This window comes from Streptomyces sp. NBC_00996, from assembly GCF_045162675.1.
In the GTDB taxonomy this organism is placed as follows: domain Bacteria; phylum Actinomycetota; class Actinomycetes; order Streptomycetales; family Streptomycetaceae; genus Streptomyces.
In genome coordinates, this window is record NZ_CP108723.1 from 6,277,131 (window position 1) to 6,292,781 (window position 15,651).

At 70.0% G+C, this 15,651-nt stretch carries 14 protein-coding genes; 10 read left to right on the top strand and 4 right to left on the bottom strand.

The features are described from left to right. The first annotated feature begins 66 nt into the window (after positions 1–66). From OG390_RS29515 to OG390_RS29530, 4 genes are all read left to right on the top strand, one after another. Positions 67–279, top strand: a complete 213-nt coding sequence (locus tag OG390_RS29515; RefSeq protein ID WP_004984898.1) for a helix-turn-helix domain-containing protein — start codon at positions 67–69, stop codon at positions 277–279. A 142-nt stretch (positions 280–421) separates the two neighbouring features. Continuing rightward, on the top strand, positions 422–520 hold the full coding sequence (locus OG390_RS29520) for a 30S ribosomal protein bS22 (protein WP_003948845.1): 99 nt from the start codon (positions 422–424) through the stop codon (positions 518–520). Between the two features lie 330 nt (positions 521–850). Continuing rightward, on the top strand, positions 851–1,912 hold the full coding sequence (locus OG390_RS29525) for an NAD-dependent epimerase/dehydratase family protein (RefSeq protein WP_406172498.1): 1,062 nt from the start codon (positions 851–853) through the stop codon (positions 1,910–1,912). Positions 1,913–1,926: 14 nt separating this feature from the next. Further along, positions 1,927–2,982 (top strand): lysophospholipid acyltransferase family protein, encoded by a 1,056-nt coding sequence (locus tag OG390_RS29530; RefSeq protein ID WP_406172499.1) that lies wholly within the window; start codon positions 1,927–1,929, stop codon positions 2,980–2,982. 126 nt (positions 2,983–3,108) lie between these two features. On the opposite strand, the gene OG390_RS29535 is transcribed toward OG390_RS29530, so the two are convergent. The 3 genes from OG390_RS29535 to OG390_RS29545 form a co-directional block, all read right to left on the bottom strand. Further along, on the bottom strand, positions 3,109–4,335 hold the full coding sequence (locus tag OG390_RS29535) for a DUF5667 domain-containing protein (protein ID WP_406172500.1): 1,227 nt from the start codon (positions 4,333–4,335) through the stop codon (positions 3,109–3,111). Between the two features lie 277 nt (positions 4,336–4,612). Next, a complete protein-coding gene (locus OG390_RS29540) occupies positions 4,613–5,383 on the bottom strand; it encodes an ECF subfamily RNA polymerase sigma factor, BldN family (RefSeq protein ID WP_399083314.1) in 771 nt (256 codons plus the stop codon). A 1,199-nt stretch (positions 5,384–6,582) separates the two neighbouring features. Continuing rightward, entirely contained in the window at positions 6,583–7,527 is a 945-nt protein-coding gene (locus OG390_RS29545; RefSeq protein ID WP_406172501.1) for an HAD family hydrolase, read from the bottom strand. Positions 7,528–7,701: 174 nt separating this feature from the next. Here OG390_RS29545 and OG390_RS29550 point away from each other — a divergent pair, with 174 nt between their 5' ends. From OG390_RS29550 to hemB, 6 genes are all read left to right on the top strand, one after another. Continuing rightward, complete coding sequence (locus OG390_RS29550; RefSeq protein WP_406172502.1) at positions 7,702–8,001, top strand: glutaredoxin family protein; 300 nt, start codon at positions 7,702–7,704, stop codon at positions 7,999–8,001. Positions 8,002–8,332: 331 nt separating this feature from the next. Then, positions 8,333–9,091, top strand: coding sequence for a redox-sensing transcriptional repressor Rex (locus OG390_RS29555; RefSeq protein ID WP_406172503.1), 759 nt, complete (start codon positions 8,333–8,335; stop codon positions 9,089–9,091). Continuing rightward, positions 9,088–10,833, top strand: coding sequence for a glutamyl-tRNA reductase (locus tag OG390_RS29560; RefSeq protein ID WP_406172504.1), 1,746 nt, complete (start codon positions 9,088–9,090; stop codon positions 10,831–10,833). Before OG390_RS29555 ends, OG390_RS29560 begins: the two co-directional genes overlap by 4 nt. After that, on the top strand, positions 10,830–11,789 hold the full coding sequence (hemC, locus tag OG390_RS29565; RefSeq protein ID WP_406172505.1) for a hydroxymethylbilane synthase: 960 nt from the start codon (positions 10,830–10,832) through the stop codon (positions 11,787–11,789). Before OG390_RS29560 ends, hemC begins: the two co-directional genes overlap by 4 nt. Continuing rightward, a complete protein-coding gene (locus OG390_RS29570; RefSeq protein ID WP_406172506.1) occupies positions 11,786–13,489 on the top strand; it encodes a uroporphyrinogen-III synthase in 1,704 nt (567 codons plus the stop codon). The genes hemC and OG390_RS29570 overlap by 4 nt, the downstream gene beginning before the upstream one ends. 277 nt (positions 13,490–13,766) lie before the next feature. Beyond that, positions 13,767–14,765 carry a porphobilinogen synthase gene (hemB, locus tag OG390_RS29575; RefSeq protein WP_406172507.1) on the top strand — a complete coding sequence of 333 codons (999 nt, stop codon included), beginning with the start codon at positions 13,767–13,769 and terminating at the stop codon, positions 14,763–14,765. Here the strand turns inward: hemB and OG390_RS29580 are convergent. Then, a complete protein-coding gene (locus tag OG390_RS29580; RefSeq protein ID WP_406172508.1) occupies positions 14,751–15,638 on the bottom strand; it encodes an NAD(P)-dependent oxidoreductase in 888 nt (295 codons plus the stop codon). The genes hemB and OG390_RS29580 overlap by 15 nt on opposite strands. Between the last annotated feature and the right edge of the window lie 13 nt (positions 15,639–15,651).

A 15,651-nucleotide genomic window follows, 5' to 3' on the forward strand; every position in this document is an offset into this window, starting at 1 on the left:
GCAACGACGAAGTGTCACCGGAAGGGGAAGCCGGTGGCCGTCGAGTGCGGAAGGTTCAGGTGTGTCATGGCTGCAGCTGGCGAGAGGCCTCTGAACGAGGTTCAGTTCCTGACCGTGGCGGAAGTCGCCTCGGTGATGCGAGTGTCGAAGATGACCGTGTACCGCTTGGTGCACAGCGGTCATCTGCCGGCGATCCGGGTGGGGAGGTCCTTCCGGGTGCCGGAGCAAGCGGTTCACGAGTACCTCCGCGAGAGCTATGTGGGGGTGGAGACAGCCTGACGGTGTTCCGGGAGAGCGGTTCAAGATCTCCCGGAACCCCTCGATTACGACCTCGGCGCTCGGACCGGTAGGCTGGCCCCTCATAGGTCGTGTGGGCCCATGCAGCCCAGCACCGAGTAAAGAGAAGTGAGCGAGGGTAGTCGTGGGCTCTGTTATCAAGAAGCGGCGCAAGCGGATGGCGAAGAAGAAGCACCGCAAGCTGCTCAAGCGCACTCGCGTTCAGCGTCGCAACAAGAAGTAAGCGGCGCCGCAGAAGCGCGTACTGTGGCCCCCCACCAGTCGGTGGGGGGCCACAGTCGTATCCGGGGCGACCCACCAGCCGGTGGACAGTTGTCCGGGGCGATGTCCGAGATCATGGCCGAGTCCGCGGTCGGTGCGTTTCCGGCCATGCAAACACCGGGCGTACGCCTGTAGGCCGAATGGCTTGGTCTGGTCGTACGTCTGTGGGTGTCGTCACTTCGTGCATCGGGCGGTCATCACAGTGCAACATCAACCCGCTAAGTTGGCGGCACACGGGGAACGCGGCAGTACGAGCGGAGCTACGTCCAGTTCTGGAAGGAAGGCGCTGATCTTGGGGAAGGTCGTGCTCGTGACCGGAGTGGCCCGACAGCTGGGGGGCCGGTTCGTACGACGGATCCAGCGTGACCCGCAAGTGGACCGGGTGATCGCCGTGGACGCGGTGCCACCCGAGCACCATCTGGGCGGTGTCGACTTCGTCCAGGCCGATATCCGGCAGCCCACCATCGCGCGGGTGCTCGCCGAGCACTCCGTCGACACGGTCGTCCACATGGATGTGACGGGCACGGCGCTGGGCAGCGGCAGCCGGACCACGGTCAAGGAGACCAACGTCATCGGCACCATGCAGCTCCTTGGCGCCTGCCAGAAGTCTCCGACGGTCAAGCGGCTCGTCGTGAAGTCCAGTACGAACGTCTACGGCTCCGCGCCCCGCGACCCCGCCGTCTTCACCGAGACCACCCCTCCCAAGTCGCTGCCCAGCGGTGGCTTCGCGAAGGACACGGTGGAGGTCGAGGGGTACGTACGCGGCTTTGCGCGGCGCCGGCCCGATGTCGCCGTGTGCGTGCTGCGGTTCGCGAACATCCTGGGGCCGAGCGCGGACTCGCCGCTCGCCTCGTACTTCTCGCTGCCCGTGCTGCCGACCGTGTTCGGCTACGACCCGCGGCTGCAGTTCGTGCACGAGGACGACGTCATCGAGGTGCTGCGGATCGCCTCGCACGAACCGGAGCGCGGAACGCTCAACAGCGGGACGTTCAACATCGCCGGAGACGGCGTCCTGCTGCTCTCCCAGTGCGCGCGCCGCCTGGGCCGTCCCACTGTGCCGCTGCTGCTGCCCGCGCTCAGCTGGGCGGGCACTGCGGTGCGTACCCTGGGCGTCACGGACTTCTCGCCGGAGCAGTTGCGGCTGCTCACACACGGCAGGGTCGTGTCGACGAACCAGATGCGCGAGACGCTGGGATACAAGCCGAAGTACACGACGGCGGAGACCTTCGCCGACTTCGCCCGCAGCCGGGGGCCCGGACTCCTGCCCCCGGAGGCCCTTGCGGGGGCCGTCGACCGGATCGCCGCGCTGCCCTACCTGGGCGGCGGCCACCCCCTGACGCAGAGCGCCAACTGAGGAGCGCATCAACGATGGCGGACGCCAAGGTCATTCCGTTCGACGACGACCGGTCGCGCGGGGGTGCTGTGCAGCGCCCGCCGCGGCGGCGGAGCGCGGGGAGCCGGCGCAAGGGCGATCCCGTGGTGGTACGTGAGGTACAGCCCCTGCCGGGGCGGCCCGTCCAGCAGGATGATGTTCCCGTGACGCGTGAGGAACAGCCGCCCCAGAAGCCGCAGGAGAGCCCGGGCGGCGGTCTGGAGCGGCGTATCGCCGGCGGCTTGGCCTTCCTGCGCCGACGCCTGACGGGCGATTACGAGATCGACGACTTCGGCTACGACGCCGAGCTCACCGACCAGGTCCTGATGTCCCTGATCCGGCCGCTGTACGAGAAGTACTTCCGTGTCGAGGTGAAGGGCATCGAGAACATCCCGTCCGAGGGCGGGGCGCTGATCGTCGCCAACCACTCCGGGACGCTGCCGCTGGACGGCCTGATGATGCAGGTCGCCGTCCACGACAACCACCCCGCGGACCGCCACCTGCGCCTCCTCGCCGCCGACCTCGTCTTCATGCTGCCGGTCGTCAACGAGCTGGCCCGCAAGGCCGGTCACACGCTTGCCTGCGCGGAGGACGCCGAACGGCTCCTGGAGCGCGGCGAACTGGTCGGCGTGATGCCGGAGGGCTTCAAGGGCATCGGCAAGCCGTTCAGCGAGCGCTACAAGCTCCAGCGGTTCGGCCGCGGCGGCTTCGTCTCCACCGCGCTGCGCCAGGGCACCCCGATCATCCCGTGCTCGATCGTCGGCGCGGAGGAGATCTACCCGATGATCGGCAACGCGAAGACCCTCGCGCGCCTCCTCGGCTTCCCGTACTTCCCGATCACTCCGACCTTCCCGTGGCTCGGCCCGCTCGGTGCCGTCCCGCTCCCCACGAAGTGGACGATCCAGTTCGGCGAGCCGATCCCCACGGACGGCTATCCGCCGGAGGCCGCCGAGGACCCGATGCTGATGTTCAACCTGACGGATCAGGTCAGGGAGCAGATCCAGCACACGCTGTACAAGTTGCTGGTGCAGCGCAGGTCGGTTTTCTTCTGATCATGGACATACGTTTCTTCTGATCGTGCCCGTGCGGCCCGTCCGCGTGCGACTCGTCTGAACACGGCGGTACGACGGTGGGGCGCCCTTCTCGAGAAGGGCGCCCCACCGTCGTACCGGAAGTTGCTACTTGGTGTCCTCGCTGTCGATGCCCAGCCCCGGCAGGAGGCCGGGCAGCAGGGGCGGCAGCGTGACGTCGGCTTCACCGGCCGGCGTGCTCTTGCTGCTGGACGGGGACGAGCTGGTGTCGTCCCCGGGCGGGTCCAGGAGACCGCCCGTGCTGCCGCCGAGCAGGCCGTCGCTGCTGCTGCCCGAGCTGGAGGGCTTGGGCTTGCCGCTGCTGTGGCTGCCGGTGGAGGAGCTGCTGGTGGCGCTGGGCGCCGAACCGTCCGTACCGGACGTGCCGGCGGACTCCTCGCTCCTGCCCCGATGGCGGCCGGTGCCCTCCGTGGAGGGGGGCTGCGGGAGCAGCGAGCGCAGCGGGCCGACCTCTTCGTCTATGGCGTCGAAGACCGACGACACCTGGTCACTGACATCGCCGAGCTGCACGGGCAGCCGGTCGCGCAGCGCGCCCCAGGCTTGGCGGTGCGACTGGGAGAAGGCGGACAGGGCCTGGATGGGGCCCAGTGAGCCGTCCCGCTCGTACGCCTCGTGCAGCAGGCGGTGGCCTTCCGAGGCGTCGTGCTGCATGCCCGACAGGGCACGGCGGATCTCGCCCAGGGACTCGTGGTCGAGCTGCCCCGAGCGGCCGCGCTCCATCAGTCGGCGCGCCTCGCTCAGCCGGGTCGAGGCCTGGTCGAGGTAGACCTCGCCCCGGTCGCTGTCGCCGTGGGCCAGGCCGAGTTTGATGTCCTCCATGCCTCGCTTGAGCCCGTAGAGCGAGTCACCGGGCAGGGCGTCGGAGCTGGCAGCGGCCACGCCGCCGAAAGCTCCTGCGGCCACACCCACGGTGAGCCCGCCCGCGGCGAGGCCCTTTGACAGCCGGGACCGCGGTCGCAGTTTCCCCAGCCCGCTCGCCCGATGCGCGCCCCTGGCCCGATGGGACCGTTGCTCGGGCATCGCAGGATCCAAACCATCGCCTCCGGCAGCGGTGCCCTCCAGCAGCATGGCCTCCATCGCGGCGACGAGCTGCGCTCGCTGCACGACCTTGACCTCAGGGTCCAGCTCCGGTTTGGGCAGCTCGCCGAGACCGGTGGCGAGGGCCAACAGCAGGCCCTGCTCGGTCTGTTCCGACGCAGCCTGGGACGGTGCCGATCCATCGGGCTGCTCGGCCGCCGTGCCCTGGTCGGACTGCTCCTCCAGGGCCTGGGCGAAGGCGTTCGCCCGCCGGTGTGCCGATACGTTCGCGATCACTGGCGGCACCTCCTCTCGTCATGACGGTCGACTCCCCAGGGGGTCCTGAGGGTTGCACTCCCTGACCAGATCCACACGATCGAGTGATCGGTGCTGGCCAGAGAGTGACCACAGGGAGCCTGTATCCCGCACAACGAGCGTCGCGGCACTTGGGTTACGGACGATGGATGATCGGACCGCGAAGTCAACGGACCTTTACGGAAGGTGAGTTGAGCGTCGCTGAGCGTATGGAGTCGTACGGGGATCCTGCGCGGTATGGACGTTTCTCAGCGGGTGCTCAGCGGGCGTCGTCCGGAAGGAGCCGGGCGAGGGTGCGCACGGCCCGGTACTGGAGGGTCTTGATGGCGCCCTCGTTCTTGCCCATCACGCGGGCGGTCTCGGCGACGGAGAGCCCCTGGAGGAACCGGAGCGTCACGCACTCCTGCTGCTGGGGGTTGAGCCGCCGAACGGCGTCCAGCAGCGCCGCGTTCGACAGGGACTCCAGGACGGAGTCCTCGGGGGAGCGCTCGACCTCGTTGGCGTCGAGCATCTCCCCGGTCGTCACCTCCAGCCGGAAGCGGCTGGACTTGAAATGATCCGCGACGAGATTGCGGGCGATGGTGACCAGCCAGGCGCCGAAGTCGCGACCTTGCCAGGTGAAGGTGCCGATCCGTCGCAGCGCCCGCAGAAAGGTCTCACTGGTCAGGTCCTCCGCGGTCGCCTTACCCCCCACCCGGTAATAGATGTACCGATAGACCGTGTCGCTGTACTGGTCGTAGAGACGTCCGAAGGCGTCGGCCTCGCCGGCCTGGGCGCGCTCCACGAGGTCCATCATCCGGGCGCTGTCACTGTCTGCGGCCGGGCGGCGTGCGGTGGTGGCTGAGCCCGAGCGGCCCCGTCTGCCGACCGCCGCGTTGCCGTCGGCCAGGGCGTAGCAGGGGCCGACGGGCGCGGGGACGGCGAAGGCGGGGATGGCGTACGCGGTGGGGACGAAGCCGCGCAGACGGTCAAGGACCGTTGCGCGCAGCGTAGCCAGGCCCGAGGCGTCAACCCCGACGTGTGAGTACACGGGACTCCCAGAGGCAGAGCTTCCATCACGTGCAGTGCGGGACCGTTCACCCGTCGTAGCGACGGAGGGGTACCGGTTTGCGTCTGAGGAGAATAACGCTTCGTACAGGCAGCGCTACACCCAGTTGCTCAAATCATCGATTACGGCGCTTCTGTAACTGATTGACGCCTCTTCAAGTGCCAGGCAGTGACCGATTGTTGATCGAATCAGTCCGCGTTCCGTTTGAGTGCGGGGCGTGTTGTGGCCGTCTGCGGATAACGGGACTGGCGGGGGTGCTGGGCGGGTAGGACCCCGTGATTGCCTCCGGCTCGCCGCTACGGCCGAGCTCCAAGCGGTATTCGCCCCCTCCGCCCCTGCCCGTCCCGTACCTGGGGGCTCCGCCCCCGCACCCCCGTATCGGCCTTGACGGCCTCGTCCTCAAACGCCGAACGGGCTGAAGACTTGCCGGCCGGGGTGCAGGGGGCATCTGGGGCGGGTGGGACACACGAGCAGTCGCACACGCGTCCCCACGACCCCGCAGTTGCGAACGCACGCCCCATGGCGGACTTGAGCCCCGGACCCGCAGTCGCCCACGCGCGTTTCCACGCCCCGCAGTTGCGGACGCACACTCCCCACGAAACCGCAGCAGCCCACGCACGTCCCACGGACGCGCAGTTTTGTACGCACGCCCCCACGCACTCCCACGCACCCGCAGTTGCCGATCACGTCCTACGAAGCCGCAGTCGCGACGCACGCCCCCCACGGAGCCGTAGTTACCGACGCACGCCCCCGGCCGGAAGAGGCCGCACTCCCCACGCACCCACCCGCAGCCGCCGACGCCCCACTCACCCGCAGTTGCCAACGCGACGCACGCCCCGGTCAAAAGGCCACACGCCCCCACGCACCCGCACCCGCCGACGCACGGAAGGGGCCGTGCCGGTACATCACATGCCCCGTCGCTTACGTGGTTGCCAACAAGCCGAGCCATGAAGCCCAAGCGATCTGCCACCGGCGACGGGGCGGATGTACCGGCACGGCCCCGACCCACCCGCCGGCCGCACGCGGAACCGCCCACCGGCGGAACGCGCGGAGCAGAGGGCGTCAGCGCCGTCTGCGGTGCAGGGTGCCGGCGACGGGGCGGATGTACCGGCACGGCCCCGACCCACCCGCCGGGCCGCACGCGGAACCGCCCACCGGCGGAACGCGCGGAGCAGAGGGCGTCAGCGCCGCCTGCGGTGCAGGGCGATCGCGGCCGCCGTGCCGCCCGCCACCGCGCCGACCCCGGCCGCCGCCGGAATGCCGACCTTCGCGGCCTTGCGTGCCGTGCGGTAGTCGCGCAGCCGCCAGTCGAAGGTGCGGGCGTGCTTACGGAGCTTCGTGTCGGGGTTGATGGCGTAGGGGTGGCCGACCAGCGAGAGCATCGGGATGTCGTTGTGGGAGTCGCTGTACGCCGCGCAGCGGGAGAGGTCCAGCCCCTCCGCCGCGGCCAGCGCGCGGACCGCCTCCGCCTTTGCCGGCCCGTGCAACGGTTCGCCCACCAGTTTGCCCGTGTAGACGCCGTCCACCGACTCCGCGACCGTGCCGAGGGCTCCGGTCAGGCCCAGACGGCGGGCGATCACCGTGGCGATCTCGACCGGCGCCGCCGTGACCAGCCACACCTTCTGGCCCGCATCGAGATGCGCCTGCGCCAACGCCCGCGTACCCGGCCAGATCCGCTCGGCCATGTACTCGTCGTAGATCTCCTCGCCGATCGACATCAGCTCCGAGACCCGATGGCCCTTGACGATCGACAGCGCCGAGTCGCGCGCGTCCTGCATGTGCTCGGGGTCCTCTACCCCGGCCAGCCTGAACCACGCCTGCTGCCAGGCGAATCGGGCGAGGTCACGCGTCTCGAAGAACCTCCGCTTGTACAGGCCCCGGCCGAAGTGGAAGAGGGCAGCGCCTTGCATCACGGTGTTGTCGAGATCGAAGAACGCGGCGGCCTTGTCGTCGCCGAGCACCGGGAACTCCGGTTCCTCGACGGAGACGTCCGGCGCGGCTTCGTACGCGAGATCCTCCAGTTCCTGCGAGGACTTGCGCGCTGCCTCCGCCGAGGCCTCGCCTGCCAACACGCTCCGCGCGGTAGCGGAACGCCTACGGGGAGTGAGCCATCCGAGAGCGGCCATGTCGTGAGCATAGCCAGTCTGTTCGGCACTTCCGGAGTCGAGAGGATTCCGTGCTGTGAACTCTCCGCGACCGAGCCGTTAAAGATGCGATCCGCACGGCGCGTCGGGCCAGCGCGGGGGCGGGCTGTGGCGCGGGGAGCCGACGGGGGTCCCGTGCGGCGCGGTGGCGCGAGAATGGCCGGTATGAGTTCCATGTTCCGGCGCGGTGGGCGTCGTACGGAGAAGAAGGCTCCCGGGGAGCGGCTGGTCACACTGATCAGGAAGCCCGGCTGTCATCTGTGCGATGACGCACAGGAAGTGATCGAGAAGGTGTGTGGTGATCTCGGGGTGCCCTGGGAGTCCAAGGACATCACTCAGGACGAGGACCTGCACCGCGAGTACTGGGAGCAGATCCCGGTCGTGCTGGTGGACGGCGCCCAGCACACCTTCTGGCGCGTGAACGAGGAACGCCTTCGCAAAGCCCTCACACAGTGAAATCCGTGAAGGGTGCGCCCATCGTGGCCCTGATGTGACCTGACTGAGTAGTCCAAGTGGTCCGGAAAGTCGCCTAGGATCGACGGCGATTGGTCTCGGGGGCGGGATTCGTTGAGGAGAGTGTGCGGTTTTGCCCCCTTCAGGTGCGGAACGAAGTTGTCCGTGCGCCGGTTCCATACCCGCGCGCCGGACGTGCGTGACCCCGGTCACGTTGGCCGGGCAAATCGGACACCATCTTTGTGCACGCGTTCACAAAGACATAGCCTGCATTCGACGGGGCGGTCTAGGTACGTGTGACCGCCTGCAGCCCCGCTCTACCCGCAGGAGCACCGTGGCAACTGGCCGAACTCACCGACCGGCGACCCGCAGCCGAGGGATTCCCGAGGCCACCGTCGCCCGGCTTCCGCTGTACCTCCGAGCCCTCACCGCACTGTCGGAGCGCTCGGTACCCACGGTCTCCTCCGAGGAGCTCGCGGCCGCGGCGGGGGTCAACTCCGCAAAGCTGCGCAAGGATTTCTCCTACCTCGGCTCCTACGGGACGCGTGGTGTGGGGTACGACGTCGAGTATCTCGTGTACCAGATCTCCCGCGAACTGGGCCTGACCCAGGACTGGCCGGTTGTGATCGTCGGTATCGGTAACCTCGGCGCCGCGCTGGCCAACTACGGAGGGTTCGCGTCCCGTGGTTTCCGGGTCGCCGCGCTGATCGACGCCGATCCCGAGATGGCCGGCAAGCAGGTCGCCGGGATCGCCGTGCAGCACAGCGACGGCCTGGAGAAGATCATCGACGAGAACGGCGTGTCCATCGGGGTCATCACCACCCCGCCGGGCGTCGCCCAGCAGGTCTGCGACCGCCTGGTCGCCGCCGGGGTCACCTCCATCCTCAACTTCGCGCCGACCGTGCTGTCCGTCCCGGACGGCGTCGACGTACGCAAGGTCGATCTCTCCATCGAGCTGCAGATCCTCGCCTTCCACGAGCAGCGCAAGGCCGGCGAGGAGGCCGAGGCCCAGGCGGGCGCCGCGGTCCACGCCGCCCAGGAGAACGACCGTAAAGGGCCTGACGGGGACCTCCCCGCCGTGATGCCGGCATGAGTCTCCTCGTCGTCGGGCTGAGCCACCGCAGCGCTCCGGTCAGCGTCCTGGAGCGGGCCGCGCTGTCCGCGGACGCCCAGATCAAGCTGCTGCAGGACACGGTCGCCGCCGAGCCGGCCACCGAGGCCGCGGTGCTCGCCACCTGCAACCGCATCGAGCTGTACGCCGACGTGGACAAGTTCCACGCGGGTGTCGCCGAGCTGTCCACGCTGCTGGCCCAGCACAGCGGGGTCGGGCTCGAAGAGCTCACTCCTTACCTGTACGTGCACTACGAGGACCGGGCGGTCCACCACCTCTTCTCGGTGGCCTGCGGGCTCGACTCGATGGTCGTGGGCGAGGGCCAGATCCTCGGCCAGATCAAGGACGCGCTCGCCACCACCCAGGAGCTGCACACGGCGGGCCGACTGCTGAACGACCTGTTCCAGCAGTCGCTGCGGGTCGGCAAGCGCGCCCACTCCGAGACCGGCATCGACCGCGCCGGACAGTCCCTGGTCACCTTCGGCCTGGAGCAGCTGTCGTCCGGCGCCGCCGTCGACGCCTGGCTCAAGGGCAAGCGCGCCCTGGTCATCGGCGCAGGCTCCATGTCGTCCCTGGCCGCCGCGACGCTCGCGCGCGCCGGGGTCGCCGAGATCGTCATCGCCAACCGCACGGTCGACCGCGCGGAGCGCCTCGCCCAGATCCTCACCGACGGTGACGACACGGATGTGCTGGCCCGCGCGGTACCGATGGACTCGGTACCGGTCGAGCTGACACGTGCCGACGTCGCCGTCTCCTGCACCGGCGCCACGGGACTCGTCCTGTCGGCCGAGTCCGTCGTGGCCGCCGTCGAGGGACGCACGGGGAGGTCCGCTGCCGAGGGCGCCGACTCCGTCCGTACGGCGTCGCCCGTGGCCGTACCGCAGAACGCGCAGCTCGCGCCCACGAGCGTCGGCACCGAAGAGGGCTGCCCCCTCGACCTGTCCGCCGTGCAGGGCACGGCCGGCTTCTCGGTGCTCGGCGAGGCGGCCGTGGCCGGCATGGCCGCGGCGGAGCTGGAGCAGCACGCGGCGTGGGTGGACAAGGGGGACGCGGCGGGCCGCGCGCAGCGCCCGGCCGCGGGTGCCGTCACCGTGCTCGACCCGGAGGCCGACGCGGATGCCATCGCGGCGCTCGCGGCCGCGGCCGCCACAGTCGGGCGCGTCCCCGAGCGTCGCAGGCCCGAGCCCGTCGTGGAGACCCCGCGGCCCGCGCCCGTGCTCGCGCTGCTCGACCTCGCGATGCCCCGCGACATCGACGCGGCCGTGCACCGGCTGCTCGGAGTGCGGCTCGTCGACATCGAGTCGCTGGCCGAGGCGTCCGCCGACGCACCGATGGCCGCCGACGTGGACCAGGTGCGCAGGATCGTCTCCGACGAGGTCGCCGCCTTCAGCGCCGCCCTGCGGGCCGCGCACATCACCCCCACCGTCGTGGCGCTGCGCACCATGGCCGCCGACCTCGTCGCGAGTGAGATCGCGCGGCTCGACGGACGGCTGCCCGACCTCGACGACAAGCAGCGGGGCGAGATCACCCAGACCGTGCGGCGCGTCGTGGACAAACTGCTGCACGCGCCGACCGTACGGGTCAAGCAGCTGGCCGCCGAGCCCGGCGGTGCCGGGTACGCGGACGCGCTGCGCACCCTGTTCGACCTGGACCCCGAGACGGTCGCCTCCGTCTCGCGGGCCGAGAACAACAACGAGAACGCCAAGAACCGAGGGCGAGCATGAGTGAGCAGGCACTGAGGCTGGGGACCAGGCGCAGCAAACTCGCCATGGCCCAGTCCGGGCAGGTGGCGGACGCCGTGAGCCAGGTGACCGGACGGCCCGTCGAGCTCGTTGAGATCACGACGTACGGGGACACCTCCCGCGAGAGCCTCGCGCAGATCGGTGGCACGGGCGTCTTCGTGACCGCACTGCGCGACGCACTGCTGCGCGGCGAGGTCGACTTGGCGGTGCATTCGCTGAAGGACCTGCCGACCGCGCAGCCCGACGACCTCGCGCTGGCCGCCGTTCCGGTGCGCGAGGACCCGCGTGACGTGCTCGTCGCCCGCGACGGACTCGTCTTCGCCCAGCTTCCCGACGGTGCGCGCATCGGCACCGGTTCGCCGCGCCGCATGGCACAGCTGAACGCCTACGCGCGCAGTCACGGGATGACGATCGAGACGGTCGCGATCCGGGGGAACGTCGACACCCGGATCGGATATGTACGCAGCGGGGAGCTCGACGCCGTCGTGCTCGCCGCCGCCGGACTCAACCGGATCGGCCGTATCGACGAGGTGACCGACTTCCTGTCGGTCGACATCGTTTTGCCCGCCCCCGGCCAGGGGGCCCTCGCGATCGAGTGTGCCGCGGACAACGCGGACCTCATCGCTGCGCTCGGAGAGCTCGACGACCCGTTCACCCGGGTCGCCGTGACCGCCGAGCGATCTCTGCTGGCCGCCCTGGAGGCCGGCTGCAGCGCACCCGTGGGTGCGCTCGCCGACCTGCTGGCCGACGGGCAGATTGCCAAGGAAATGCGCCTGCGCGGCGTCGTCGGCACGACCGACGGCTCGGCGCTGGTGCAGCTGTCCACCACCGGTCCCGTGCCCGAGACACATGACCAAGCAATGGCGCTCGGCCGTGAACTCGCCGCCGAGATGCTTGCCAAGGGCGCGGCCGGTCTGATGGGGGAGCGAGCACTTTGAGCCCCACCAACCTTCCCGCCGGTCCGGAGCACGGGCACGTCACCTTCCTCGGTGCCGGACCCGGAGATCCAGGACTGCTGACACTGCGCGCCGTCGAGGCGCTGGCGAACGCGGACGTCCTCGTCGCAGAGCATGAGGTGCTCGACGTGGTCCGTGTGCATGCCAGACAAGGCGTCGCCGTCCTGAACACGGATCCGGACACTTCTTCGGACCCGTACTTGGGCACAGGCACGCCTCAGCTGACGGTTGTTGACGGCACGTCAACAACCGTTGGTGACCCCGCGTCGAGGGACGCCGCCAATCTTGTCATGGAGGCCGCGCGGGGCGGCAAGCGGGTCGTACGTGCGGTGTCCGGGGACCCGGGACTTGATACGTACGCAGCCGAGGAAATGCTCGCCTGCGCTGCCGCCGGTGTTCCGTTCGAGGTGGTGCCCGGTATCGCGGCCGCCGTCGGCGTGCCCGCGTACGCGGGTGTGCCGCTGCGTGACGCGCAGGGCGCGGATGTGCGGTTCGTCGACGCGCGAACGGCCTCGGACCGGTGCTGGACCGAGGTCGGGGCATCGGACGGCACGGTCGTGGTGTCCGCGACGCTCGACTCGGTGGCTTCGGCCGCGGGTGAGCTGGTCGCGGCCGGGCGCAAGCCCGACACCCCGATGACCGTGACGATCGCGGGTACGACCACGCGCCAGCGCACCTGGTCGGCCACTCTCGGCACCATCGCGCAGACGCTGAAGCAGGCGAAGGTGCTGCCGTCCCCGGACGGCGGCCGACCGGTGATATCCGTGGTCGGTGAGCGTTCCGCAGCCGCCCAGCGCGACCAGTTGTCGTGGTTCGAGTCCAAGCCGCTGTTCGGCTGGAAGGTGCTCGTGCCGCGCACGAAGGAGCAGGCGGCTTCGCTCTCCGACCAGCTGCGGTCGTACGGGGCCGTGCCGCACGAGGTGCCGACGATCGCCGTCGAACCGCCGCGCACACCCCAGCAGATGGAGCGCGCGGTCAAGGGACTCGTCACCGGGCGGTACGAGTGGATCGCCTTCACCTCGGTGAACGCGGTCAAGGCCGTGCGGGAGAAGTTCGAGGAGTACGGGCTCGATGCCCGTGCGTTTGCCGGGATCAAGGTCGCGGCGGTGGGGGAGCAGACGGCGAGGGCGCTGATCGCCTTCGGCGTGAAGCCGGACCTCGTCCCTTCGGGGGAGCAGTCGGCCGCCGGTCTTCTCGAGGACTGGCCGCCGTACGACCCCGTCTTCGACCCGATCGACCGGGTGTTCCTGCCGCGTGCCGACATCGCCACGGAGACGTTGGTCGCCGGGCTCATCGAGCTGGGCTGGGAGGTCGACGACGTCACGGCCTACCGGACCGTGCGTGCCTCGCCGCCGCCGGCGGAGACGCGGGAGGCGATCAAGGGGGGCGGTTTCGACGCCGTGCTCTTCACGTCGTCGTCGACTGTCCGGAACCTGGTCGGTATCGCGGGCAAGCCGCACAACGTGACGGTGATCGCCTGTATCGGGCCCGCCACCGCGAAGACTGCCGAGGAGCATGGGCTGCGGGTCGATGTCATGGCTCCGGAGCCGTCTGTGCACAAGTTGGCCGAGGCGCTGGCGGACTTCGGTCTCAGGCGGCGGGCTGCCGCCGTGGAGGCCGGGGACCCGGTCACCCGGCCCAGCGAGCGCCGACCTGGCTCGCGGCGGCGCCGCACCACCTAGTGCCGGTGGGGGCTGGGGGTGGGTTCTCTCGCCCCCTCCGCCCCTACCCGTCCCGTCCCCTGGGGGGCTTCGGCCCCCAGACCCCCCGTATCGCGCTTCGCGCTCGTCCTCAAACGCCGGTGGGGCTGATTCTCAGCCCCACCGGCGTTTGAGGAGCGGGGTTCGGGGCGGGGCCCCAGGTAGGGGCGGAGGGGGCGAAAAACCGTCCCGGCCTCGCCCCCGGGTACCGGCAAGCTGTCGGCAAGAGGGCCCGTGGAGCGGGCGTAGCGTAGAGGGCATGACGAAGTACGGATCCTTCCCCGGTACGCGGCCGCGGCGGCTGCGTACCTCGCCTGCGATGCGGCGCATGGTCGCCGAGACCCGGCTGCACCCCGCCGACTTCATCCTCCCCGCGTTCGTGCGGGAGGGCGTGAGCGAGCCGGTGCCGATCGCGGCGATGCCCGGGGTCGTGCAGCACACCCGCGACAGCCTGAAGAAGGCGGCCGTGGAGGCGCTGGAGGCCGGGATCTCCGGGATCATGCTGTTCGGCGTGCCGGAGGACGAGAAGAAGGACGCGGTCGGGACTCCGGGGACGGATCCGGACGGGATTCTGCAGGTCGCGATCCGTGATGTGCGCGCCGAGGTCGGCGACGAACTGCTGGTGATGTCCGACCTGTGTCTCGACGAGACGACCGATCACGGGCACTGCGGGGTCCTGGACGAGCAGGGGCGCGTCGACAATGACGCCACCCTGGAGCGGTACGCCGAGATGGCTCAGGTCCAGGCCGACGCCGGAGCGCACATCGTCGGGCCCAGCGGCATGATGGACGGTCAGATCGGGGTCGTCCGGGATGCCCTCGACCAGATCGGGCGCGAGGACGTCGCCATCCTCGCCTACACCGTCAAGTACTCCTCCGCCTTCTACGGCCCCTTCCGGGAGGCCGTCGCCTCCTCGCTGAAGGGCGACCGGAAGACGTACCAGCAGGATCCCGCCAACGTGCGGGAGTCCATGCGGGAGTTGGCCCTCGACCTGGAAGAGGGGGCCGACATGGTGATGGTCAAGCCGGCGGGTCCGTACCTGGACATCCTCGCGAAGGTCGCCGACTCGGTCGACGTGCCTGTCGCCGCGTACCAGATCTCCGGTGAGTACGCGATGATCGAGGGCGCCGCGGAGAAGGGCTGGATCGACCGGGACAGGGCGATCCTGGAGACCCTGACCGGCATCAAGCGGGCGGGTGCGCAGAACATCCTCACCTACTGGGCCACCGAAGTCGCGCAGAAGCTAGGGCGCCAGTAGCGCCACCAGGCGTGAGAGGCCGTCGCCGGCGTATCCCTCGGCGACGGCCCGGTCCAGCAACTCGCGCATCGGCTCGAAGAGTTCGGTGCGGACGCCCTGGTCGGCGAAGGTGTGCAGGAGGCCGGGGAAGGCCGCCTGGCTCACGGCGAGGCTGGAGACGTCGGTGAGGTGGCGCCCGGTGTCGACGGCGTCCGCCGTGCCGGGCACCAGGCCGCTCGCCATCGCCGTCAGCCAGTCCTGCAACAGGGGGGCCAACTCCCGGGCGGGGATGCCCTCCGAGCGGATCAGGGCGTAGGCCTGGGCCACCCCCGCGACCATCCCGTACATGCCCGTCAGCAGGGACAGATCGTACAGCGCCGCCAGGCCCGGATCCGTGCCGGTCCAGCGGGTGCCGCCCAGCGCGGCGAGGGTGGCGCGGTGTGTCTCGTACGCCCGCTCGTCGCCGCTGTAGAGGACGTACGCCGCCGGGGTGGCGATCATCTGCGGTACGGCCATGATGCCGCCGTCCACGTACGCGATGCCGTGCTCCTGCGCCCAGGACGCCAGCTTCCTTGCCTGGACGGGCGTTCCGGTGGTGACGTTCACCAGGGTGCGGCCGGTGAGGGCGGTGGTGTGCGGGTGGAGGAGCTCGGTCACGTCGTCGTACGTCGTGAGGCAGACGAGGGTGAGGGGGCCGCCCGTGATGGCCTCGGCGGGCGTACCTGCCGGGGTGGCGCCCTGGGCGGTGAGGGGGCCCGTCTTGGACGGTGTGCGGTTCCAGACCGTCGTGGGGTGGCCCGCCTTGAGGAGGGCGGCGGCCAGGGCCGTGCCCATGAGGCCCAGGCCGAGGACGCCGACCGGGGGCTTGGTGTGCTCGTCGGATGGTGTCGTCATGACGAACATGCTG